This is a genomic window from Aeromonas sp. QDB14, from assembly GCF_027707845.1.
Classification (GTDB): Bacteria; Pseudomonadota; Gammaproteobacteria; order Enterobacterales; family Aeromonadaceae; genus Aeromonas; species Aeromonas caviae.
Genome location: NZ_JAPCJD010000086.1, coordinates 1 through 16,599, shown reverse-complemented (window position 1 = coordinate 16,599; position 16,599 = coordinate 1). Strand labels below are relative to the sequence as shown.

The window sequence follows — 16,599 nt, the reverse complement described above, 5'->3', positions numbered from 1 at the left end:
GGGCATGCAGTCGTGGCAAGCCCTCCGATGCCATATCGGCTCTTGAAGCTGGCTGAGGGTCATGGGTAATCAGGTTTCATTATGTAAATGGCAAGTTTGAGGCTCACCAACGAGTGTATGTTATTCGTGATTTTTCAGGGGTATATGGGAAATTCTTGCATCTATGGATGAGGCAGTACTTTGGTGCTCATGCAATGGAAAACTCTGTTAAGGCAACAGTAGACTCTTTGCGATTACCCACATTCCAAGAGTTTCTTGTTGCCTTACCAGCAATAGGAGAACAAACCGCCATCGCCACCATTCTTTCCGATATGGATAGCGAACTTACCGCGCTGGAGCAGAAACTAACCAAGGCCCGCGCTCTGAAGCAGGGGATGATGCAGCAGTTGCTGACCGGCCGTATCCGCCTGCCGCTGCCCCAGGAGGCGTGAAGATGGTAGAAAGTAGATTCGACGATGGTGCAGGCAACCAAGGTAAATCCGATAAGGAGACGATGTTGATACGCAATCTGACCGTGCACGGCTTTAAGTCGATCATGCAGGAGCAGCCCATTGAGCTGGGGCGGGTGAACTGCTTTATCGGCGCCAATGGTGTCGGCAAAAGCAACCTGCTTGAGGCGCTCGGTGTGCTGGGGGCGGCGGCTAACGGGGTGGTCGATGACGAGAGTCTGCTGCGCCGTGGGGTGCGGGCTGGTGTGCCCCGGCTCTACAAGAGTTCGTTTGCCAGCGAGCGCACCCCGACCCATATCGGCATTGAGGTATCGGGGGCGTTAAGCGAGTGTTATCGGGTCTCCCTGCTCAATCCGCTGGAATCCCCCGAGCCTGCCTGGAAGTACAAGACTGAATTCCTGTCCGATGGCAGCGACGAGATCATCGCCGATGGGGTGCGGAACAAAAAAAATCTTAACCCGCTGGCGGGGCTGGCGGCCCTCAAGATGGTCGAGCTGGCAGAGGATAATCCAGCTGCTCAACTGATGCGCGCCTTGCAGGAGTACGCGATCTATTGCCCCAATACGCCGACCTTGCGCGGGATCACGCCTGATCTTCAATCACGCCGCCCGATGGGCCTCAATGGTGGGCAATTGGCGGAGGCGTTCGAGATGCTGCGTACTCATCTGGAAGGTCAGGGGGAGGCAGGGGAGGAGATCCTGGATGAGGTACTGGCGCTGATCGACTGGGTGGCCGATGTGGCCATCACCTCTCAGGCGGGCACGCTGCTCTCGCCCAAGGTGCCCAGAAGCAAGCACCTGCTCAAGTTCACCGACCGTTTTATGCAGAAAAGTCGCAACGAACTGACGGCGTACGATGCCAGCGAGGGGGCGCTCTATGTGCTGTTTACGGCAGCGTTATGCCTGTTGCCGCAATCGCCCAAAATCTTTGCGATAGATAACCTCGATCAAGCGCTCAATCCCCGGCTGGTGACCAGCCTGACCAAGCAGTTGGCCAACTGGCTGAAATATCAGGATCCCGAGCGCCAATTGCTGTTCACCGCCCACAACCCGGCGGTATTGGATGGGTTGGACCTGACGGACCCCGAAGTCAGGTTGTTTGCGGTTGAGCGCAATAGCAATGGCCTGACCTGCTATCGGCGGATCGAGCTGACCCCGGCATTGCTGGGATTGAATGCGCAATATCCCCTGTCCCGTCTGTGGTTGATGGGGAGTCTGGGAGCGGTGCCCAATGTCTGATCTGCGTATCGCCCTGGTGGCGGAAGGACCGACGGATTTCGTGATCATTGAGGCGGCGCTAAAAGCGATTTTGCCAGGGGCTTTTATTCTGACCCAGTTGCAACCAGAGGCGAGCTTGCCTGAGATGGGAGCTGGCTGGGGCGGGGTGCTGAAGTGGTGTTATGCAACTAGTCAGCGCCATGCTGGCCCCGTCGATCAGGATCCGACGCTGGCAGGTTTCGATCTGATCATCATTCATCTGGATGTGGATGTTGCGGCCATGGATTACGGCAATCTGGGACAAGAGGTTGCAGCTTTGGTGCAGCCATCAGGTTGGGAAGTGTTGCCTTGTGCCCATGTCTGCCCGCCGGTGACTGACACCGTCAATGCGCTGAGTGCCGTGTTGCAAAGCTGGTTGGGGCAGGCGACGGTGGGAAGCCGCACGGTGTTGTGCTTGCCAGCGCAATCCTCGGGAACCTGGCTAGCGGCTTCGCTCTTACCAGCCGATCACGCATTACTGGCCAATGCCGAGTGTGATCCCCGTGTGGAGAATGGTCTGGCGCAATTACCGAAGGCGATGAGGGTCAACAAGACCCGGCGTGATTATCAATTGAAGGCGGCGGCGCTAACGCAGAACTGGGATGCGGTGAAGACTATCTGTGGTCAGGCACTGGTGTTTGAAACTGAGGTTCAGACAGCTTGCTCCTGACGGGGCTTTGTCTGGCAGAGCATCGAGTAAGGAGTTGAGATGGTATCGGCGGCGGCAGTAGGGCAACGGGAGCGGATCACTCAGAAGCGGGTGATCCGCTTTTTTGTTGAGGAGTTGGGATATCAGTATCTCGGTGATTGGCACACCCGTGCCAACAATCGCAATATCGAGCCCGCGCTGCTGACGGCCTGGTTGGAGAAACGCGGGGTGGCGGTGGCGCTGATCCCTCGGGTATTGCGTCAGTTAGAACAGGCGGCAAGTCTGGGAGGCGGGCGTCACCTCTACGATGCCAACAAGGAGATCTACGGCCTGCTGCGCTACGGCGTGAAGGATAAAGAGGGGGCGGGTGAGCAGAACCAAACCGTCTGGCTGATGGACTGGCAAAAGCCCGAGGCCAACGATTTCGCCATCGCCGAAGAGGTGACGGTAACCGGGGAAAACAAGAAGCGTCCCGATCTGGTGCTCTATATCAACGGGATCGCGCTCGGGGTGATCGAGCTCAAGCGCTCCACCGTCTCGGTGGCAGAGGGGATCCGCCAGAACCTCGATAATCAGCAACAGGATTTTATCCGCAATTTCTTCACCACGATGCAGCTGGTGATGGCCGGTAACGACACCCAGGGGGTGCGCTACGGCACCATCGAGACTCCCGAGAAGTACTATCTGGAGTGGAAGGAAACAGGCTCACCATTAGCCGTCGAGCCGACCAACAAGTTGGATCTGCATCTGAGCCAGTTGTGCAGTAAGGCGCGCTTTCTTGAGATCATCCACGACTTTATCGTGTTCGATGCCGGGGTGAAGAAGACCTGCCGCCATAACCAGTATTTCGGCATTCAGGCCGCCAAGGCATATATCCAGCACCGTGAGGGGGGGATCATCTGGCATACCCAAGGCAGCGGCAAGAGCCTGACCATGGTGTGGCTGGCCAAGTGGATCCGCGAGAATGTGCAAGACAGTCGGGTGCTGATCATCACCGACCGCACCGAGCTGGACGAGCAGATCGAAAAGGTGTTCGGCGGGGTAGAGGAGACGATCCTGCGTACCAAGAACGGGGCCGACCTGGTGACCGTCCTGAATCAGGCCGCCCCTTGGCTGATCTGCTCTTTGATACACAAATTTGGCCGTCATATCGAAGGGAAAGAGGGGGCGAGGACGGGTGATGATGATTTTATCGCCGAGATGAGGCAGAGCCTGCCCAGCGATTTTTACCCCAAGGGCAAGCTGTTTGTCTTTGTCGATGAGTGCCACCGTACCCAGTCTGACAAGTTGCATGGCGCCATGAAGAGCATTTTGCCCGAGGCGCTATTTATCGGTTTTACCGGCACGCCGCTGATGAAGCGGGACAAGAAGAAGTCGGTGGAGGTGTTTGGCCCCTACATCCACACCTACAAGTTTGATGAGGCCGTCTCGGATGGCGTGGTACTGGATCTGCGCTATGAGGCGCGCGACATCGATCAGAAGGTCAAATCCCAGAAGAAGGTGGACGAGTGGTTTGAGACGAAGACCAAGGCGCTGTCGCGCCTCGCTCGCCAGCAACTCAAGGAGAAGTGGGCCTCGATGCAGAAGCTGCTGTCGAGTCGCTCGCGGTTGGAGCAGATCGTGGGGGATATTCTGCTCGATTTCGATCAAAAACCCCGGCTGGCCGATGGCCGTGGCAATGCCATGCTGGTCTGCGCGAGTGTCTATCAGGCTTGCAAATGCTACGAGATGTTCAGCTCCCATGGTTTTGGTGGCAAGTGCGCCATCGTGACCAGCTATCAACCGAATGCCAGCGTGATCAAGGGGGAAGAGACCGGCGCGGGGCAGACCGAGGCGCTCGCCAAGTACAAGGTCTATCGCAAGATGCTGGCGGAGTATTTCGATAAAAGCGAAAAGGACGCGGCCACGCTGGTCGAGAAGTTTGAGAAGGAAGTCAAGCAGCGCTTTATCAAAGAGCCGGGCCAGATGCGGTTGCTGATTGTGGTGGACAAGCTGCTGACCGGTTTCGATGCGCCTTCTGCCACCTATCTCTACATCGACAAGAAGATGGCCGATCACAACTTGTTCCAGGCCATCTGCCGGGTGAACCGGCTCGATGGTGAGGACAAGGAGTATGGCTATATCGTCGATTACAAGGACTTGTTCCGCTCGCTTGAGAAGACGGTCAAGGACTACACCGCCGAGGCGTTCGACGGTTATGACAAGGAAGATGTGGCCGGGCTGCTCAAGGATCGTCTGACACAGGGCAGGCAGGATCTCGACAATGCGCTGGAGGCGGTACGGGCGCTGTGTGAACCGGTCAAGGCGCCCAGGGCCGAGGCGGATTTCCAGCACTATTTCTGCTGTGAGGCGGGGGCCGATGAGGGGCAACTGATCGAGAAGGAGGCGCTGCGCCTGACACTTTACCAGTGTGTCGCCAAGTTGATCCGGGCCTTTACCAGTCTGGCGAGTGAGCTGGAGGAAGCGGGGTACAGCGCCAGTCAGGCCAATGGCATCCGCTCGGAGGTTGATCACTACGTCAAGGTGCGGGACCTCATCAAGATTGCCAGCGGCGATCTGGTGGAAATGAAGCAGTTCGAGCCCGCGATGCGTCAGATGCTGGATCTCTATGTGGACGCCGATCCCAGCGAAACCCTGATGGACTTTGAGGAGCTGGGCCTGCTGGAGTTGATTATCGAACGGGGGACGGAGGCGCTCGACGGTGCTCCAGAGGGGCTGCGTAACGATAAGGGCGCGATGGCGGAAGCGATTGAAAATAACGTGCGGCGCACCATCGTTGATGAGAATCCGGTCAACCCCAAGTACTACGAGAAGATGTCGGTGTTGCTCGATGAGTTGATAGCGCTGCGTCGTCAGCAGGCCATCTCCTATCAGGAGTATCTCGAACAGGTGCGCGAACTGGCTATCAAAGTGAAGCATCCGGCCAGTGCTGGTGGCAGTGCCTATCCGGCGAGTGTCGATACGCTGGCCAAGCGCTCGCTCTATGACAATCTGGGGCAGGATGAGGTGCTGGTGGCCAAGATAGATGCTGCCGTACGCCACACCAAGAAGGCAGACTGGTATGGAGATCGTCTCAAGGAGAAGGAAATTGCCTACGCCATCGCAGAGGAGACCAAAGGATACGATGTGACCGTGAGCGATGTGATGGAGCTGGTGAAAGCCCAGCAGGAATACCACTGATGCCGTTTATCACGATTGGCGAGCTGACCCTGGAGTTGCAGCACAAGGGGATCAAGAACCTGCACATCAATGTGCTGCCACCCGATGGCCGGGTGCGCGTTTCTGCCCCATCCAGCTTGTCGGAGACGGTGATCAGGGTGGCTGTCGTCAGACGGTTGCCCTGGATCCGCCAGCAACAGGCCCATTTTCAGGCGCAGCCACGCCAGAGCGAGCGGCAGATGTGTAGTGGCGAGACTCACTATCTGTGGGGGCGGGGTTATCGGTTGGAGGTCATCCACTGTGAAGAGGCGCCTAGCGTCAAGTTACAGGGGGGCTGGATCCGGATGCGAGTGCCCGCCCACTATGACGCGGCAAAGCGTGAGGAGTTATTGCTGGGCTGGTATCGCCAGTTGCTTCGTCAGCGGTTGCCTGTTTTGCTGGAAAAATGGCAATCCGCTCTCAAGGTGGCACCAGGCTTTGTCGGCATTAAGCGGATGAAGACCAAGTGGGGCAGTTGCAACACCTTGGCTGGCCGCATCTGGTTCAACCTCGAATTGGTCAAGAAGCCACCAGAGTGCCTGGAGTTCATCGTGGTGCACGAACTGATACACCTGCTAGAGCGCAAACATAATGAGCGCTTTATGACGCTGATAGATCTTCATCTGCCTAACTGGCGAGAGCACCGTGAGAAGCTCAACAAGATGCCGCTGGCGTTTAATCGGTGGGGGTATTAAGGGGAAATGGTTACTATGGGTGGTTCAGATGGAATGACTCAAAGATTGGCTGATTTTCCTGATGTTGGCGCCTTGGGTATTAAAGGGAATAGGCAGTGTGCTGATGACGCTGTCCTCATTCAGCTCCAGAACAGGTTGTACATATTTCAAAGAGAGTTATTGAAGAAGTAAATAAAACATTTAAACCATAGTGGTTTTACTAATAAGCAAATAGTAGGGGGCACATTCCATATGCCCCCTGTAGTGGTGACTTAGCCTGCGGCTACTAGGGCTTCCTTAGCCAAGCGTTGCATGTTGAGCGATCGGGTGCGAAGGCCTGCCTTGGTGAACCGGTAGCGCATATACGCGGAGATGTCGTCCTCGTGCGAGGAAACGATCAGCTGACGATTGCTGAACTCACAGCGCAGCAGGTCAGTTAGAGAGGCGATGTTGACTTCATCCAAAGATTGGGAAGGGTCATCGATCAGGATAAGCGGTACATTCGAGTAGACTTTATTCAGCGAAAGGAAGAAGCTCAGACTGAGCGCTGACACCTGCCCGGAGCTCATTGACAGAATCGCGTCATGCTCAGATTTTTCGGCTGTTAGGAATCTGAGCTCTTTACCGTCTTTGCTTTCAATGAACAGACCTAAGCCGCGCTGATAGTTTTGGATAAGCCGCCCGCTGTAGATGTGGAAAATCAGCTCTATCTCAGCAATAGTTTGTTCTGAGTAGGTGCGCTCAGTTCTCTCTAATGTGGCCTTTAGCTTATTGACCTTATCTTTAGCGATTTTCGCTGCTTTGATCTCATTCTGGATGAGCTGTTGCTCATCAAGGCATTGCTTTAGCCTGCTGCTCTGTGCCTCGTTTGCTTTAGCCGCGATGTACAGCTCCTTGTTTTTCAACGCTTGTGGCTCGACGATATAAAAGTCCTGTAATTCTTTGAAGGCTGCGGTGATGACCTTTCTCCAATCTGGCGGCAGAGGTTCTGTTTCAGCTGTTTTCTGGTTTCTGATTGAAGCTGTCAGCTCCTGAGTCCGGGTGTCTACCACCTCCTCATTTTCGGAGAACGAGTAGTTGAGTTGTATACCTAAGACCTGAAGCCGGGCGGCGAGTTGGGTAATTGCAGGCAACCGAGCTTTATCACGGAGCAGGGCGTTGTGCAGGGCATTGTTGTACCCAACGGATAGCTGCACTTCTCGGGCCTGGATCTGAGCTTCAATCATGGCTAGCTCTGCAGTCATCAGCCCTGTGAGACTTATCAGGGTCTGGCCATCAGCACTTAGCGTGTCGTTGACCTGCTTTGATCTGAGCTCAATCTTTTGCAGCATATTGTCATGGGCTTGCCAGTCAGCACCACACAGTGGGCAGTGTTGGTCGTCAGCATAGAGCTTGGCGTGCTCAGCCAGCAGCTCTGTTTTTAGGCGATTCAGCTCGGTAGCAGCGTTGGCATTAGAGTTGCTCTTTTGCTGAAGCACGTCACGGGTAACTATTTGCTCAAGGAACCAGTCCAAGCGTCCTTGGCCCCATCCCGGTAGGCTTTTGGCCTCATCGGCTTTGATGACTGTAGCGCCACGTTTGATGACCCCTCCAGATTTGATCATTTCGTTTAATTCTTTTTTGGTGACGTCGAGGCCATTTAGCTTGTCCAGATCGCTGCCAAAGCGTGCCAGACTTTTAACCGAGTCCTTATTAAGTTCAATGTAGTTTTCAATTGCCTCGTTTTTGTCCCTGATCTGTATCGCGCTCTTTAGTGGAGCCAAACTTTGAAGTCGCTGGATATTTTCAACATATTCAGCGTGGATGTCCACAGAGTAGGTAGGGAAGGGGTGCTCTTTGTCCCAGCCCGGCTGTAGCACTGCGGTGGAAAGTTTTTTATATTCAATTGCTCCTAGGTCAGCTTGAATCATTCCTTTGAGAAAATCGGCCTCAGTTTTTAGCCTTGATAAATCGATAGCACGCTTTGGGTCGTTAATGAACTTTGTCAGTCGCAAAGCGATAGCTTTGCAGTTGCCAGTTTCGGCCTTCACGTCGCTAATATTAAAGAGGTTATTTAATGCATCCTTGCGCTTGTCCACTCTTGTGTGTAGGAGCTGGTTTTGGCCCTGCTCCAAATAATTTAAGTATGAGAAATTTTCTTTAAAATTTTTACCGAACAGATCTTCGATGAAACTCTCGTCGCGACGATTTTCTGCTATGTAATCATTTGACGATAATTCGGGTAGCTCGTAAAGCGTTAGATGAGTGAATTGGTCAGCTCGATTGTTGGACTTCTCGTCAAAATCTGCTGCAGGAGTATGCCTTGCCAGAACAAGTTTACGAGTTCCACTGATGAACTCAATCTTGATTACTAGGTCTTTCTTGCCAGAACGATTGTTCCAGAGCAGGTTGTCATCATAATTAGTCCTAGTACCCATCATCAGCGTAGTAAACAACTGATGAATGCGCTTTATGCCACCGGTTAGCAGTAACTCAATAGCGTCGAATATGCTGGTTTTGCCGAATCCGTTGGGGCCATCTAATGTCAAGAGCGATGAGTCGCTGAAGTCCAGATGGATTTGTTTGAAAGCCTTAAAGCTTGAAATTTCAATTTTTGAGATTTGCCAGTTCATCGTCAATCAGTTCCTTGATTAAATTGTCGACATTTATTTGGTCATATTTTTGTACCGTTGCATAAGTCTTGATAAGGTCAGCTTCTGCCACAGACTCCTCAATTTGTAGGCGTAACGGTACTAATTCTATTTTGTTGATCTGGAGTGCTAAGAAAGGCAGCTTAATGAAGATCTTTGCTGCTGCACTATATTTGGTGGCTGCTGTTGGTTCGTTTTTGTAAATGTTGAATTGGGTTTTATCTGAAATAAGTTCATTTAGCTTGGCGAAGTCTAGCTCCTTAATGGCCTCAACTTCAGTATCGCTGTAGTAGAGTACGTATTTTTTGTAGAAGTGCGGATCTTCTTCAATTTCAAATATTTGCTCTTCGTGATTTTTGAATTCGACCAACTTGTTGAGGTGGTGAATACAAATTAAATCACAATTTTTTCTAAACGCGGGGTCAGTTGTGAATGCTGCCGGTGCGGACTGATTTATGGCAGCGTTGAGATCGCCAGGTTTCATCAATTCGTCTAACCTGTGCAAAACTGCAAATCGGATCGCTGTACCGTTCTCTCGAACATAGAAGCCAGTTGTGTCATTGTCCTGCACCTTGGAAAATCCGTGTGCGACTAGAGCTTGGTGGATAAGGTCAATAATCATTTAAGTCGAGCCTCTGCGTCATCCCTTGTTAAAATACTGATACACAAACTTTTCGTGATGTTGCTATCGATGCGATCTTGAACGTCAATGGAACTTTCATCAAAGCAATTTGTATATTTGGTATCGATTGTGAAACTTTCGGCGGCCTTGGCTGCAATCAGGTTGTTAAATTCGAAGAGTAATCTGCCCAGATCGTCGTTATCTTTTATTTCTGCAATAATCTCAGAGGTACAGTATTTTTTGTCTGTTGGCTCTGGCAGGTACAGCGCCGTTGGGGCGTAGAATTTATTCTTACTATCTACGTAATGTGGTATTCGTATTAAGATAGGCTCAATATTAATCGCGTGCACAAGATCTGAGTATCGGCGTATATCTGAATTTTGAATGCGTGAAAAATTCTCTGAGGGTTTCATCAGTTGGCAAAGTGTCTTGAAATCGCCGCCCTCTGAGAGCCTTGTTAGCTCATAGATGCGTCTGGCTCTTTCGTAGGCCGCGTCCGACATACCTGGTAGTGTCTCCGCGAGCCTTTCCTCAAGGTAAGTGTGAAGGCGTACCTTAAGTTCGATGGCGTAATAGTCTTTTCTTTGGTATGGATTCTTGTCCGTTATGTCCGCAAGAATACTCGCTGCAGTTACTCGGCTTTCGTAAGCTGCTTTACGCTGGGAATCACCTTCGTTTTGTATTTTTGCGTGGATGGCCAGGGCTTGTGAGCTGACTCTGTCTGATAACAGGCAGTAATTCGCGTCTACAAGGCTGTCATCAAAAATCACGGTTTGTCGGACATAAATTTTTTTGATGATTTGCTTGGTCAGTTCTTCTATTTTATCAAGTTCGCAATGTCGAGATTCACCATATGGGTAGAATTCAACTCGCTCGCGATTGGAGGCCACGTAATCGCTATGGTCATTTATGGGCTGGGATATATGAAAATACCTTTTGATCCCTGCGACCCTATCTAGCTCTAGGCTAGCCGATTTTTCTAAGGCCTCCTTGTAGTTGCTACGGTAATCGCCGATTTTTGCTTTCACCTGATGCGCGCTAATGAGTTTGCCATCTTTGTAAATCGCGAAATCGTCTGTACTATCCAGCTGTAGTTCGAATCCACTATAGCCTTCATTGATTAGCTTGAGGCAGTGATAGAGCGCCACTTTGCCTTGGTAGACAAATCCGCTCCAAGTGGAGATGGCACTATGGGGGTACTTGCTTGCTTCCTCGTCGCTCACGTTGACTCCTTTCACCACACGGTCATGCTGTACTTGGGCGTTGGGAATATATCACGGATCCTATTATCCGTTTCAGTCAGATGCGCGAACTGGTGCATGAGTGTGAACCTTTTCCATGGTCGGATCGCTCAGGAATACCCGCTCTGCAACAGTTGAATGCGCAGCATAGCTTCCAGCGGGTAGCCATGGACTGCGGTAGTAAGTGAGAATAACTACCCATGGCATCCGACATACCGACAGTGCCCCAGCCGAGATTGTCTCCAAGTTTCAGATCAGCTCCTATGCCGATCCAGTGGATGCCGTTTACAAGGCATTAGGGGTTCAGTAGAGAGCCAAAAAAAGAAGTCTTGGGTAAAGGGTGAGTATGTGGCTCACCCTTTGTGTCGGTTTCACGCCTCTGTGGCCCGAACACTGTCGCCTGCTTGCCGGTAGACATCCAGATAGAGGTAGCCATAACTGGCCTTTGGATTGGCGAGGCAGATCCATTCCCCTTGTCTCAACGTCACCAATTTGTCTTGGTCGCTCAGCAGTTCCCCTTGCCGAAAGAGTTTGCTAAGGCGCTCAATAAACCCCGGTAAAACGGCGTCTATGTCGGTGAACCACTGTTCGTCAGCCTCTCCATAGACGCCACTGCGATCCCGTAGCAGGGAGACCCCACTTCGTTCGACAATGGCCCGTGCGCCAAAACGAGGTTGGACCTGGGTATGTAATCCCCAACTGCCTATCGTGCTCATGCTCTGTTTACTCCGAGTGATGGTAATCGTTGCGCAGGTCACTTCTGACCATGCTTTATTGCTTCCCGAATGGATCGCCTGATCGGTGTGACAGTTACAACAGCCCCCGCTCTGCCAGCGACACCACGCCCTCTGTGCCCACCACCAGATGATCCAGAGTACGGATATCCACGAGTGCCAAGGCACTTTGCAGCCTCTGGGTGATCTCGATATCTGCGCGGCTGGGCTCCGGATAGCCCGATGGATGGTTATGCACCAGCATCAGGGCGGCGGCATTGAGGGTTAATGCCCGCTTGACCACCTCGCGGGGGTAGACGGTTGCGGCAGACAGGGTGCCGAGAAACAGCTCTTCATAGGCCAATATCCTGTGCTGGTTATCGAGGAATAGCGCCGCAAACACTTCGCGCTCTCGCGTTTGCAGCAGCCCTTGCAAGGCTTGTTGGGCCATGTGCTTATCGGTGATGGCAATGCCCTTGGCGAGTTTCTGGCGGGCAACCGCCTGGGCGATGGAGAGCAAGTCCTCGTCGGTGACGAGGTCGGTCACCCTGTAGGTGCCGGGTTGCTCCCCGGCGGCAAGTTTCTGATGCAACATGATTGATCCTCCAAAAGCGTTCGCCCCACTGGCCGATGGGCCGGTGGGGTGTGTTTTTTTGCGATAAAGGGGGGATTGCTGTGAGTGGGTCAGTGGGAGGCCTGGTGGGCCAGCCCTTGCGGTGTCAGGTCGTGCAACGGGAGGTGGTAACTGGTGGCCAGCAGGTTGCCGATGCCATAAAGCCACTCCCGCTCCGGGTGATCGCACAGCCATTCGGCCAGTGCGTCGCCTCGTTCTGTCTGGTAGCGCAGGTAGAGGGCGTAGCCGTCGACCCGTAAGCCGTAGTCCCGCACCACCCGGGTCTGCCCGCCACTGTCGTGAACCCCCTCCAGCTCAAGGGAAAGCGGTAATTCGTGAGTCATCACACACCTCCTAATCTCCGCTGACGGTGACGCTGAAGCATTCCTGCCCACAGTAGGCGACGAAGTTGCGCTGCCACAGCGCGAACAGCTCTCGCGCCTCTGCCAGCCGGAGCGGCCCCCAGCCCTGCATACAGTGCTCGCCGTCGAGGAAGTTGAAATCGAGCTCTTTGCAGAGCTCCGCATCCTGCCCCAGCCCCTGATAACTGAAGTCGGTGACGTAATCGAACAGCCAGTCATCGAGACCGCGTACCAAGCGGATCTCGACCGGATGAATGCCGCCTTGCTCAGCGCTGTAACCGGGGTTGCGGAAGTGGAAGGTGAGCTGGGTGCAGCGGTTTAGGTCGAGATCGGTGCGCTCTGCTTCTTGGCTGAGCAGGATCAGCAGCGCCTGACTCACGGGCAGGCTGATGCCGTCCCGGTTGAAGATGATGGTCATGGGATTGCTCCTTGCGTGGTGATGAAGTGGTTGAGCGACGAATGAAGGGGTTAGTCATCGGTGAGCCATTTGAACAACCGGTGTGTGCCATAGGCGACGGCAACGCCCACGGCCAGCGGTGCCCATGCCGGTGCGCTGACGGCGGTGATAGACAAGATGGTGCCGCCGGTTGCCGGGGCACTGGCCAAGCTGGCGGAGGCCCCCATCAAGGCGCTGGTGACGGCCTGACTGCCTTGGCTGGATTTGAGCAGCTGGCTGCCGGTGGCCGCGAGAACGGTGGTAGCCTGGTTCACTTGGGGTGAGCTGTGGCAGTCCTCAATGCACCACTGCACAAAGTGCTCGCAGTTGTTGAAGAGCAGGTGATAGTCCTGCTCGCCCAAGCGGGAGAACGCCCGTGCCACGCATTCTTTCGGACTGAACGGACGACGTGGGTGAGAGACCACCTGTAGCGGCTGCTCGCCGTGAAACTCATCGAGCGAACACAGCACGATGTGGCCCGCTTGGTCATTGCTGGCAAACGGTCCTTGGTAATGGATAACCTGTCCGTCGCCGATGTATAGACCGTGGTGGCTGTAGCCAAGGCGCTGGACGGCGAGGTGGTCGCCGAGGGTGAGAGGGGGAAGGGTCATAGCGGTTCCTTATGAACTGGAAATGAAAAAGGGCGTCACCATGTGGTGACGCCCTGTGGGATTTATGTTGTCGAACTAGCGGTGTTTACTGCTTGGTAAAGGTGAGCTGAGTACGCTCGAATGGGGCCTCCCGGTAGATGTTGGCGCCATCGGCAAAGAATTGCAGCTCTGCCTGGAAGGTTGTGCCGTTGAACGGTGTGGTCACGCGCAACAGATATTGCTGCGCCACATCGACACCATCGCAGACCACGCTCACCACCATGTCTCCGCCGACCGGTGCGAACAGCAATTCCTGACGCACGGTGGCGGGGTCGCCACCGCAGATACCCTGGCTGATACCCGCCTCACGGCTGGCATGGAAGCTCAGCGGCGCGGTGCCAAACAGCAGTTCGGCAAACTCTTGACCATCCGGGCTGGTGTCGCTGCTCTGCACGCTCCAGCGCAGCGGCGAGCTGAAGAGCCCCTCTGCGAAAGTGGGCGTGCTGATGGCATGACCGCCATCGACCGTCATGGTCTGCGTGGCGCTGGGCAAGCCGTTGGATTGCACCAGCTTGACAGTTGCCTTCAGTTCCAACGCGTCACCTTGCATGACCTGGTGTGGCAGTGGCCAGACATCGGCAAGGTCGGCAACGGGGGTGTAGTGATGGGTGGCTGTCAGGGTCTGGCTGGCACTATCAAACTGCCAGTCCTGAGTCATAAACGGCGTGCTATTACCCGCGTATTTCAAGAACAATGGCTTGGCCAGCCCATCAGGCTGACGTACGTCCAGCTGGTAGAAACGATTAGCGAGGGTGAAGCCGTTCGCCTGCTTCTGGTGATCCTGCTCCAGATAGGCCCCGGCCAGCGAGCGCCAGTGGGTCGGGTTGTAGTTTTGCAGCTCGACCTTGCCAAAGCCGGGGATGCTGCTGTCGAGTTCGGTCGCCGCGCACCCGCCGCAAATCGGCTGGGCCAGTTTGATGGCGCTGTCACCGGTATGGCTCAGCTTGTCATCGCGGGTGAGGTTGAAGGGAGACTGACCCAGCGCCGGAGCGTTGATGGTCAGAGCCTGGTTATCCTGCTGGTTCACAAACTGCGTGTCCCCTTGCGCCGTGACAACGCTGGTGCGGGTCTCGTAGCTGCTGGGGGGGCCATTGGGATTGATGGGGTCTTCCCCTCTGAGCCAGAAGGTCAGGGCGCGGTGCTGTGTCCATGCGCCCTGGCTGTCGAGGCTCTCCTGGTCATCGCTTTGCAGTACATTGCCGACACACTGGTCGAGCGCCGTCAGGCTTGGGTCGGCTTGCCAGCGGGCGAACTCGGCTTGAATATCGAAGCCTTCGCAATAACTATCCTCAGGCAACGGGGTCGTGTCCTGGGGAACGGGCGTGCCCTCGTTGGTGAACTCCGTGGTGTGGTAGCTGTAGAGACCATTCGCATCCTGACTGAAGGTGCCGCTGCGGATACTCTCGCCTTTGACGGTGGCATTGCCGCTCTCGTCGTAGCTCCAATCCCAGGTGGAGTACAGGCTATATTGCTTGCTGTCCCAGTGCTTGTGCTCCTCGTCGATAAAGCGGCGCAGTGGCTGCTGGGCATCATAGCCGCCCTGTTCATCGAGCAGCCAGCGGGTGCTCTCGGTGCGGGTCGTCTCGATGGCCTCAACCTGTTTGGTGTAGACAACCTCTTGCAGGCGGATTTGCTGCCAGATGTCCTGATTGCGGTTGTACTCGCGCAGGTTGCGAATGCTGACCGTGACCGATTGCCATCCTTGCGGGTTGTCGGTGGCAAGGGCCGCCGCCAGCTCGGCTTGTAGGGCGCTCGCCTCAACGACATGCTGCTCCTTGATGGCGGCCTCCTCGGCCAGGGCTGCGCTGTGCTCGTCACCCGCCGCCAGATAGTCGCCAAACAGCTTCTGTTCGCTGGCCTCCTGCGTCGTCAGCCCCAGCTCGCTGGCAATCAGTTGTTTCTCCTTGGTGGCGATGCTGGATTGATATTGGGTCTTGCGCTGCTCAGGGTTGGTGCTGGTGACCAGTTGGTGGGTATAGGGGCTGACCACAAACTCAGTACCGTCAACATAACCAAACAGGGTTGGGGTAGCGGCGGCCCGAGCAGCAGCCTTCGGCGAGGTGGCAGGGGCAGCAAGAATGGCCCATGCCTGACTGGCGTCGGCCTGCTGCGTTTCTGGCAGGGTGAAGCTGAAACGCCCCTGACTGTCGGTGGTGGTCTGCGGTTCGCCGTTGTCGCACTGCTGGCTGGCGTTGAGGTCCAGGCAGACGGCTTGCCCAGCCAGATAGTCGCCGGAGAGGGCGCGACCGGTTAGGGTGATATCGGCAGGAGCGCCATTGCTGCCATTATCACTACTGCTGTTGTCGCTGCCACCGCCGCAAGCACTGAGGACCAGAACGGCGATTAACGAGAGATGATGATGTTTTTTCATTATTTTCTTCCTTGTGTTGAATATGAATCCCATGTGCCGGGAAACGCCTCGGCATTATTTTTCTGTTGCCCTGAGGATGCGCTGCACACTGGAAACGCTGATCCCCGCCAACCTTGCGATCTCGGCCCTGGGTAACCCGCGCTCGGCCAGCGCCAGCACCTCGTTCCCCTTCGCCATCGCGGTGGGCTTGCGGCCCTTGTAGGCCCCACGCTGTTTGGCGAGCTCGATCCCCTCGGCTTGGCGCTCCAGCATCAGCTCCCGCTCGAAGGTGGCGATGGCGCCGATCATGGTCAGCATCAGCTTGCCGGTCGGGGTTGAGGTGTCGACGCCTAGGTTCAAGATGCGCAGGGCCACCTGCCGCTGTTGCAGGGACTCCGATATTTCCAACAGGTGACGAGTGTTGCGTGCCAGGCGATCCAGCTTGGTCACCATCACCACGTCGCCTGCATTCACACAATCCAGCAGCAGGGCGAGCTGGGGCCGGTCATCGCTGGCGCCGCTCACTTTCTCCTGGAAAATCTTGCTGCACTCGGCCAGCGCTTGAAGCTGGGTATCCAGGCTCTGGCCTACCGTGCTCACGCGTGCATAACCTACCAGTGCCATGGTCTCCTCCCGGTCAATAGGGCAAGCCCTAGTGACACTCACGAAATAGGCACCTTTGTCATTTTCAGAAGACGACTGCACCAGTTGATTGGGCATAATGGCTGTTGTGCAGCCAGCTCCTGACAGTTCAAT

At 54.9% G+C, this 16,599-nt stretch carries 15 protein-coding genes; 5 read left to right on the top strand and 10 right to left on the bottom strand.

Annotated elements, in window-relative coordinates:
- Positions 1-68: 68 nt before the first annotated feature.
- From PG887_RS19435 to PG887_RS19415, 5 genes are read left to right on the top strand one after another with little or no spacing between them, the layout of a single operon-like run.
- Positions 69-431: a restriction endonuclease subunit S gene (locus PG887_RS19435; RefSeq protein WP_270822659.1), complete on the top strand. Its 363-nt coding sequence runs from the start codon at positions 69-71 to the stop codon at positions 429-431.
- Positions 432-433: 2 nt separating this feature from the next.
- On the top strand, positions 434-1,687 hold the full coding sequence (locus PG887_RS19430) for an AAA family ATPase (protein WP_270822657.1): 1,254 nt from the start codon (positions 434-436) through the stop codon (positions 1,685-1,687).
- Complete coding sequence (locus tag PG887_RS19425) at positions 1,680-2,375, top strand: hypothetical protein (protein WP_270822655.1); 696 nt, start codon at positions 1,680-1,682, stop codon at positions 2,373-2,375. Before PG887_RS19430 ends, PG887_RS19425 begins: the two co-directional genes overlap by 8 nt.
- A 39-nt stretch (positions 2,376-2,414) precedes the next feature.
- A complete protein-coding gene (locus PG887_RS19420) occupies positions 2,415-5,534 on the top strand; it encodes a type I restriction endonuclease subunit R (protein WP_270822654.1) in 3,120 nt (1,039 codons plus the stop codon).
- A complete protein-coding gene (locus PG887_RS19415) occupies positions 5,534-6,247 on the top strand; it encodes a M48 family metallopeptidase (RefSeq protein ID WP_270822648.1) in 714 nt (237 codons plus the stop codon). Before PG887_RS19420 ends, PG887_RS19415 begins: the two co-directional genes overlap by 1 nt.
- Positions 6,248-6,498: 251 nt before the next feature.
- Here the strand turns inward: PG887_RS19415 and PG887_RS19410 are convergent, their stop codons facing one another.
- The 10 genes from PG887_RS19410 to PG887_RS19365 all read right to left on the bottom strand — a co-directional run bounded on the left by PG887_RS19410 (position 6,499) and on the right by PG887_RS19365 (position 16,467).
- The gene (locus tag PG887_RS19410) at positions 6,499-8,838 is read right to left on the bottom strand and encodes an AAA family ATPase (RefSeq protein ID WP_270822647.1); all 2,340 of its coding nucleotides are present in this window, start codon (positions 8,836-8,838) and stop codon (positions 6,499-6,501) included.
- Positions 8,813-9,478: an ABC-three component system middle component 1 gene (locus PG887_RS19405; protein ID WP_270822646.1), complete on the bottom strand. Its 666-nt coding sequence runs from the start codon at positions 9,476-9,478 to the stop codon at positions 8,813-8,815. The genes PG887_RS19410 and PG887_RS19405 overlap by 26 nt, the downstream gene beginning before the upstream one ends.
- Positions 9,475-10,701 (bottom strand): ABC-three component system protein, encoded by a 1,227-nt coding sequence (locus PG887_RS19400; protein WP_270822645.1) that lies wholly within the window; start codon positions 10,699-10,701, stop codon positions 9,475-9,477. The genes PG887_RS19405 and PG887_RS19400 overlap by 4 nt, the downstream gene beginning before the upstream one ends.
- A gap of 389 nt (positions 10,702-11,090) precedes the next feature.
- Positions 11,091-11,435: a type IV toxin-antitoxin system YeeU family antitoxin gene (locus tag PG887_RS19395; protein ID WP_270822644.1), complete on the bottom strand. Its 345-nt coding sequence runs from the start codon at positions 11,433-11,435 to the stop codon at positions 11,091-11,093.
- Positions 11,436-11,529: 94 nt separating this feature from the next.
- Complete coding sequence (gene radC, locus PG887_RS19390; protein ID WP_270822642.1) at positions 11,530-12,027, bottom strand: RadC family protein; 498 nt, start codon at positions 12,025-12,027, stop codon at positions 11,530-11,532.
- An 89-nt stretch (positions 12,028-12,116) separates the two neighbouring features.
- Entirely contained in the window at positions 12,117-12,389 is a 273-nt protein-coding gene (locus PG887_RS19385) for a hypothetical protein (protein WP_270822641.1), read from the bottom strand.
- Positions 12,390-12,399: 10 nt separating this feature from the next.
- On the bottom strand, positions 12,400-12,825 hold the full coding sequence (locus PG887_RS19380; protein ID WP_270822640.1) for a DUF2787 domain-containing protein: 426 nt from the start codon (positions 12,823-12,825) through the stop codon (positions 12,400-12,402).
- 50 nt (positions 12,826-12,875) lie between these two features.
- The gene (locus PG887_RS19375; RefSeq protein ID WP_049637137.1) at positions 12,876-13,454 is read right to left on the bottom strand and encodes a lecithin retinol acyltransferase family protein; all 579 of its coding nucleotides are present in this window, start codon (positions 13,452-13,454) and stop codon (positions 12,876-12,878) included.
- 85 nt (positions 13,455-13,539) lie between these two features.
- Positions 13,540-15,864 carry a hypothetical protein gene (locus tag PG887_RS19370; RefSeq protein ID WP_270822638.1) on the bottom strand — a complete coding sequence of 775 codons (2,325 nt, stop codon included), beginning with the start codon at positions 15,862-15,864 and terminating at the stop codon, positions 13,540-13,542.
- Positions 15,865-15,918: 54 nt separating this feature from the next.
- Entirely contained in the window at positions 15,919-16,467 is a 549-nt protein-coding gene (locus PG887_RS19365) for a recombinase family protein (protein WP_270822637.1), read from the bottom strand.
- Between the last annotated feature and the right edge of the window lie 132 nt (positions 16,468-16,599).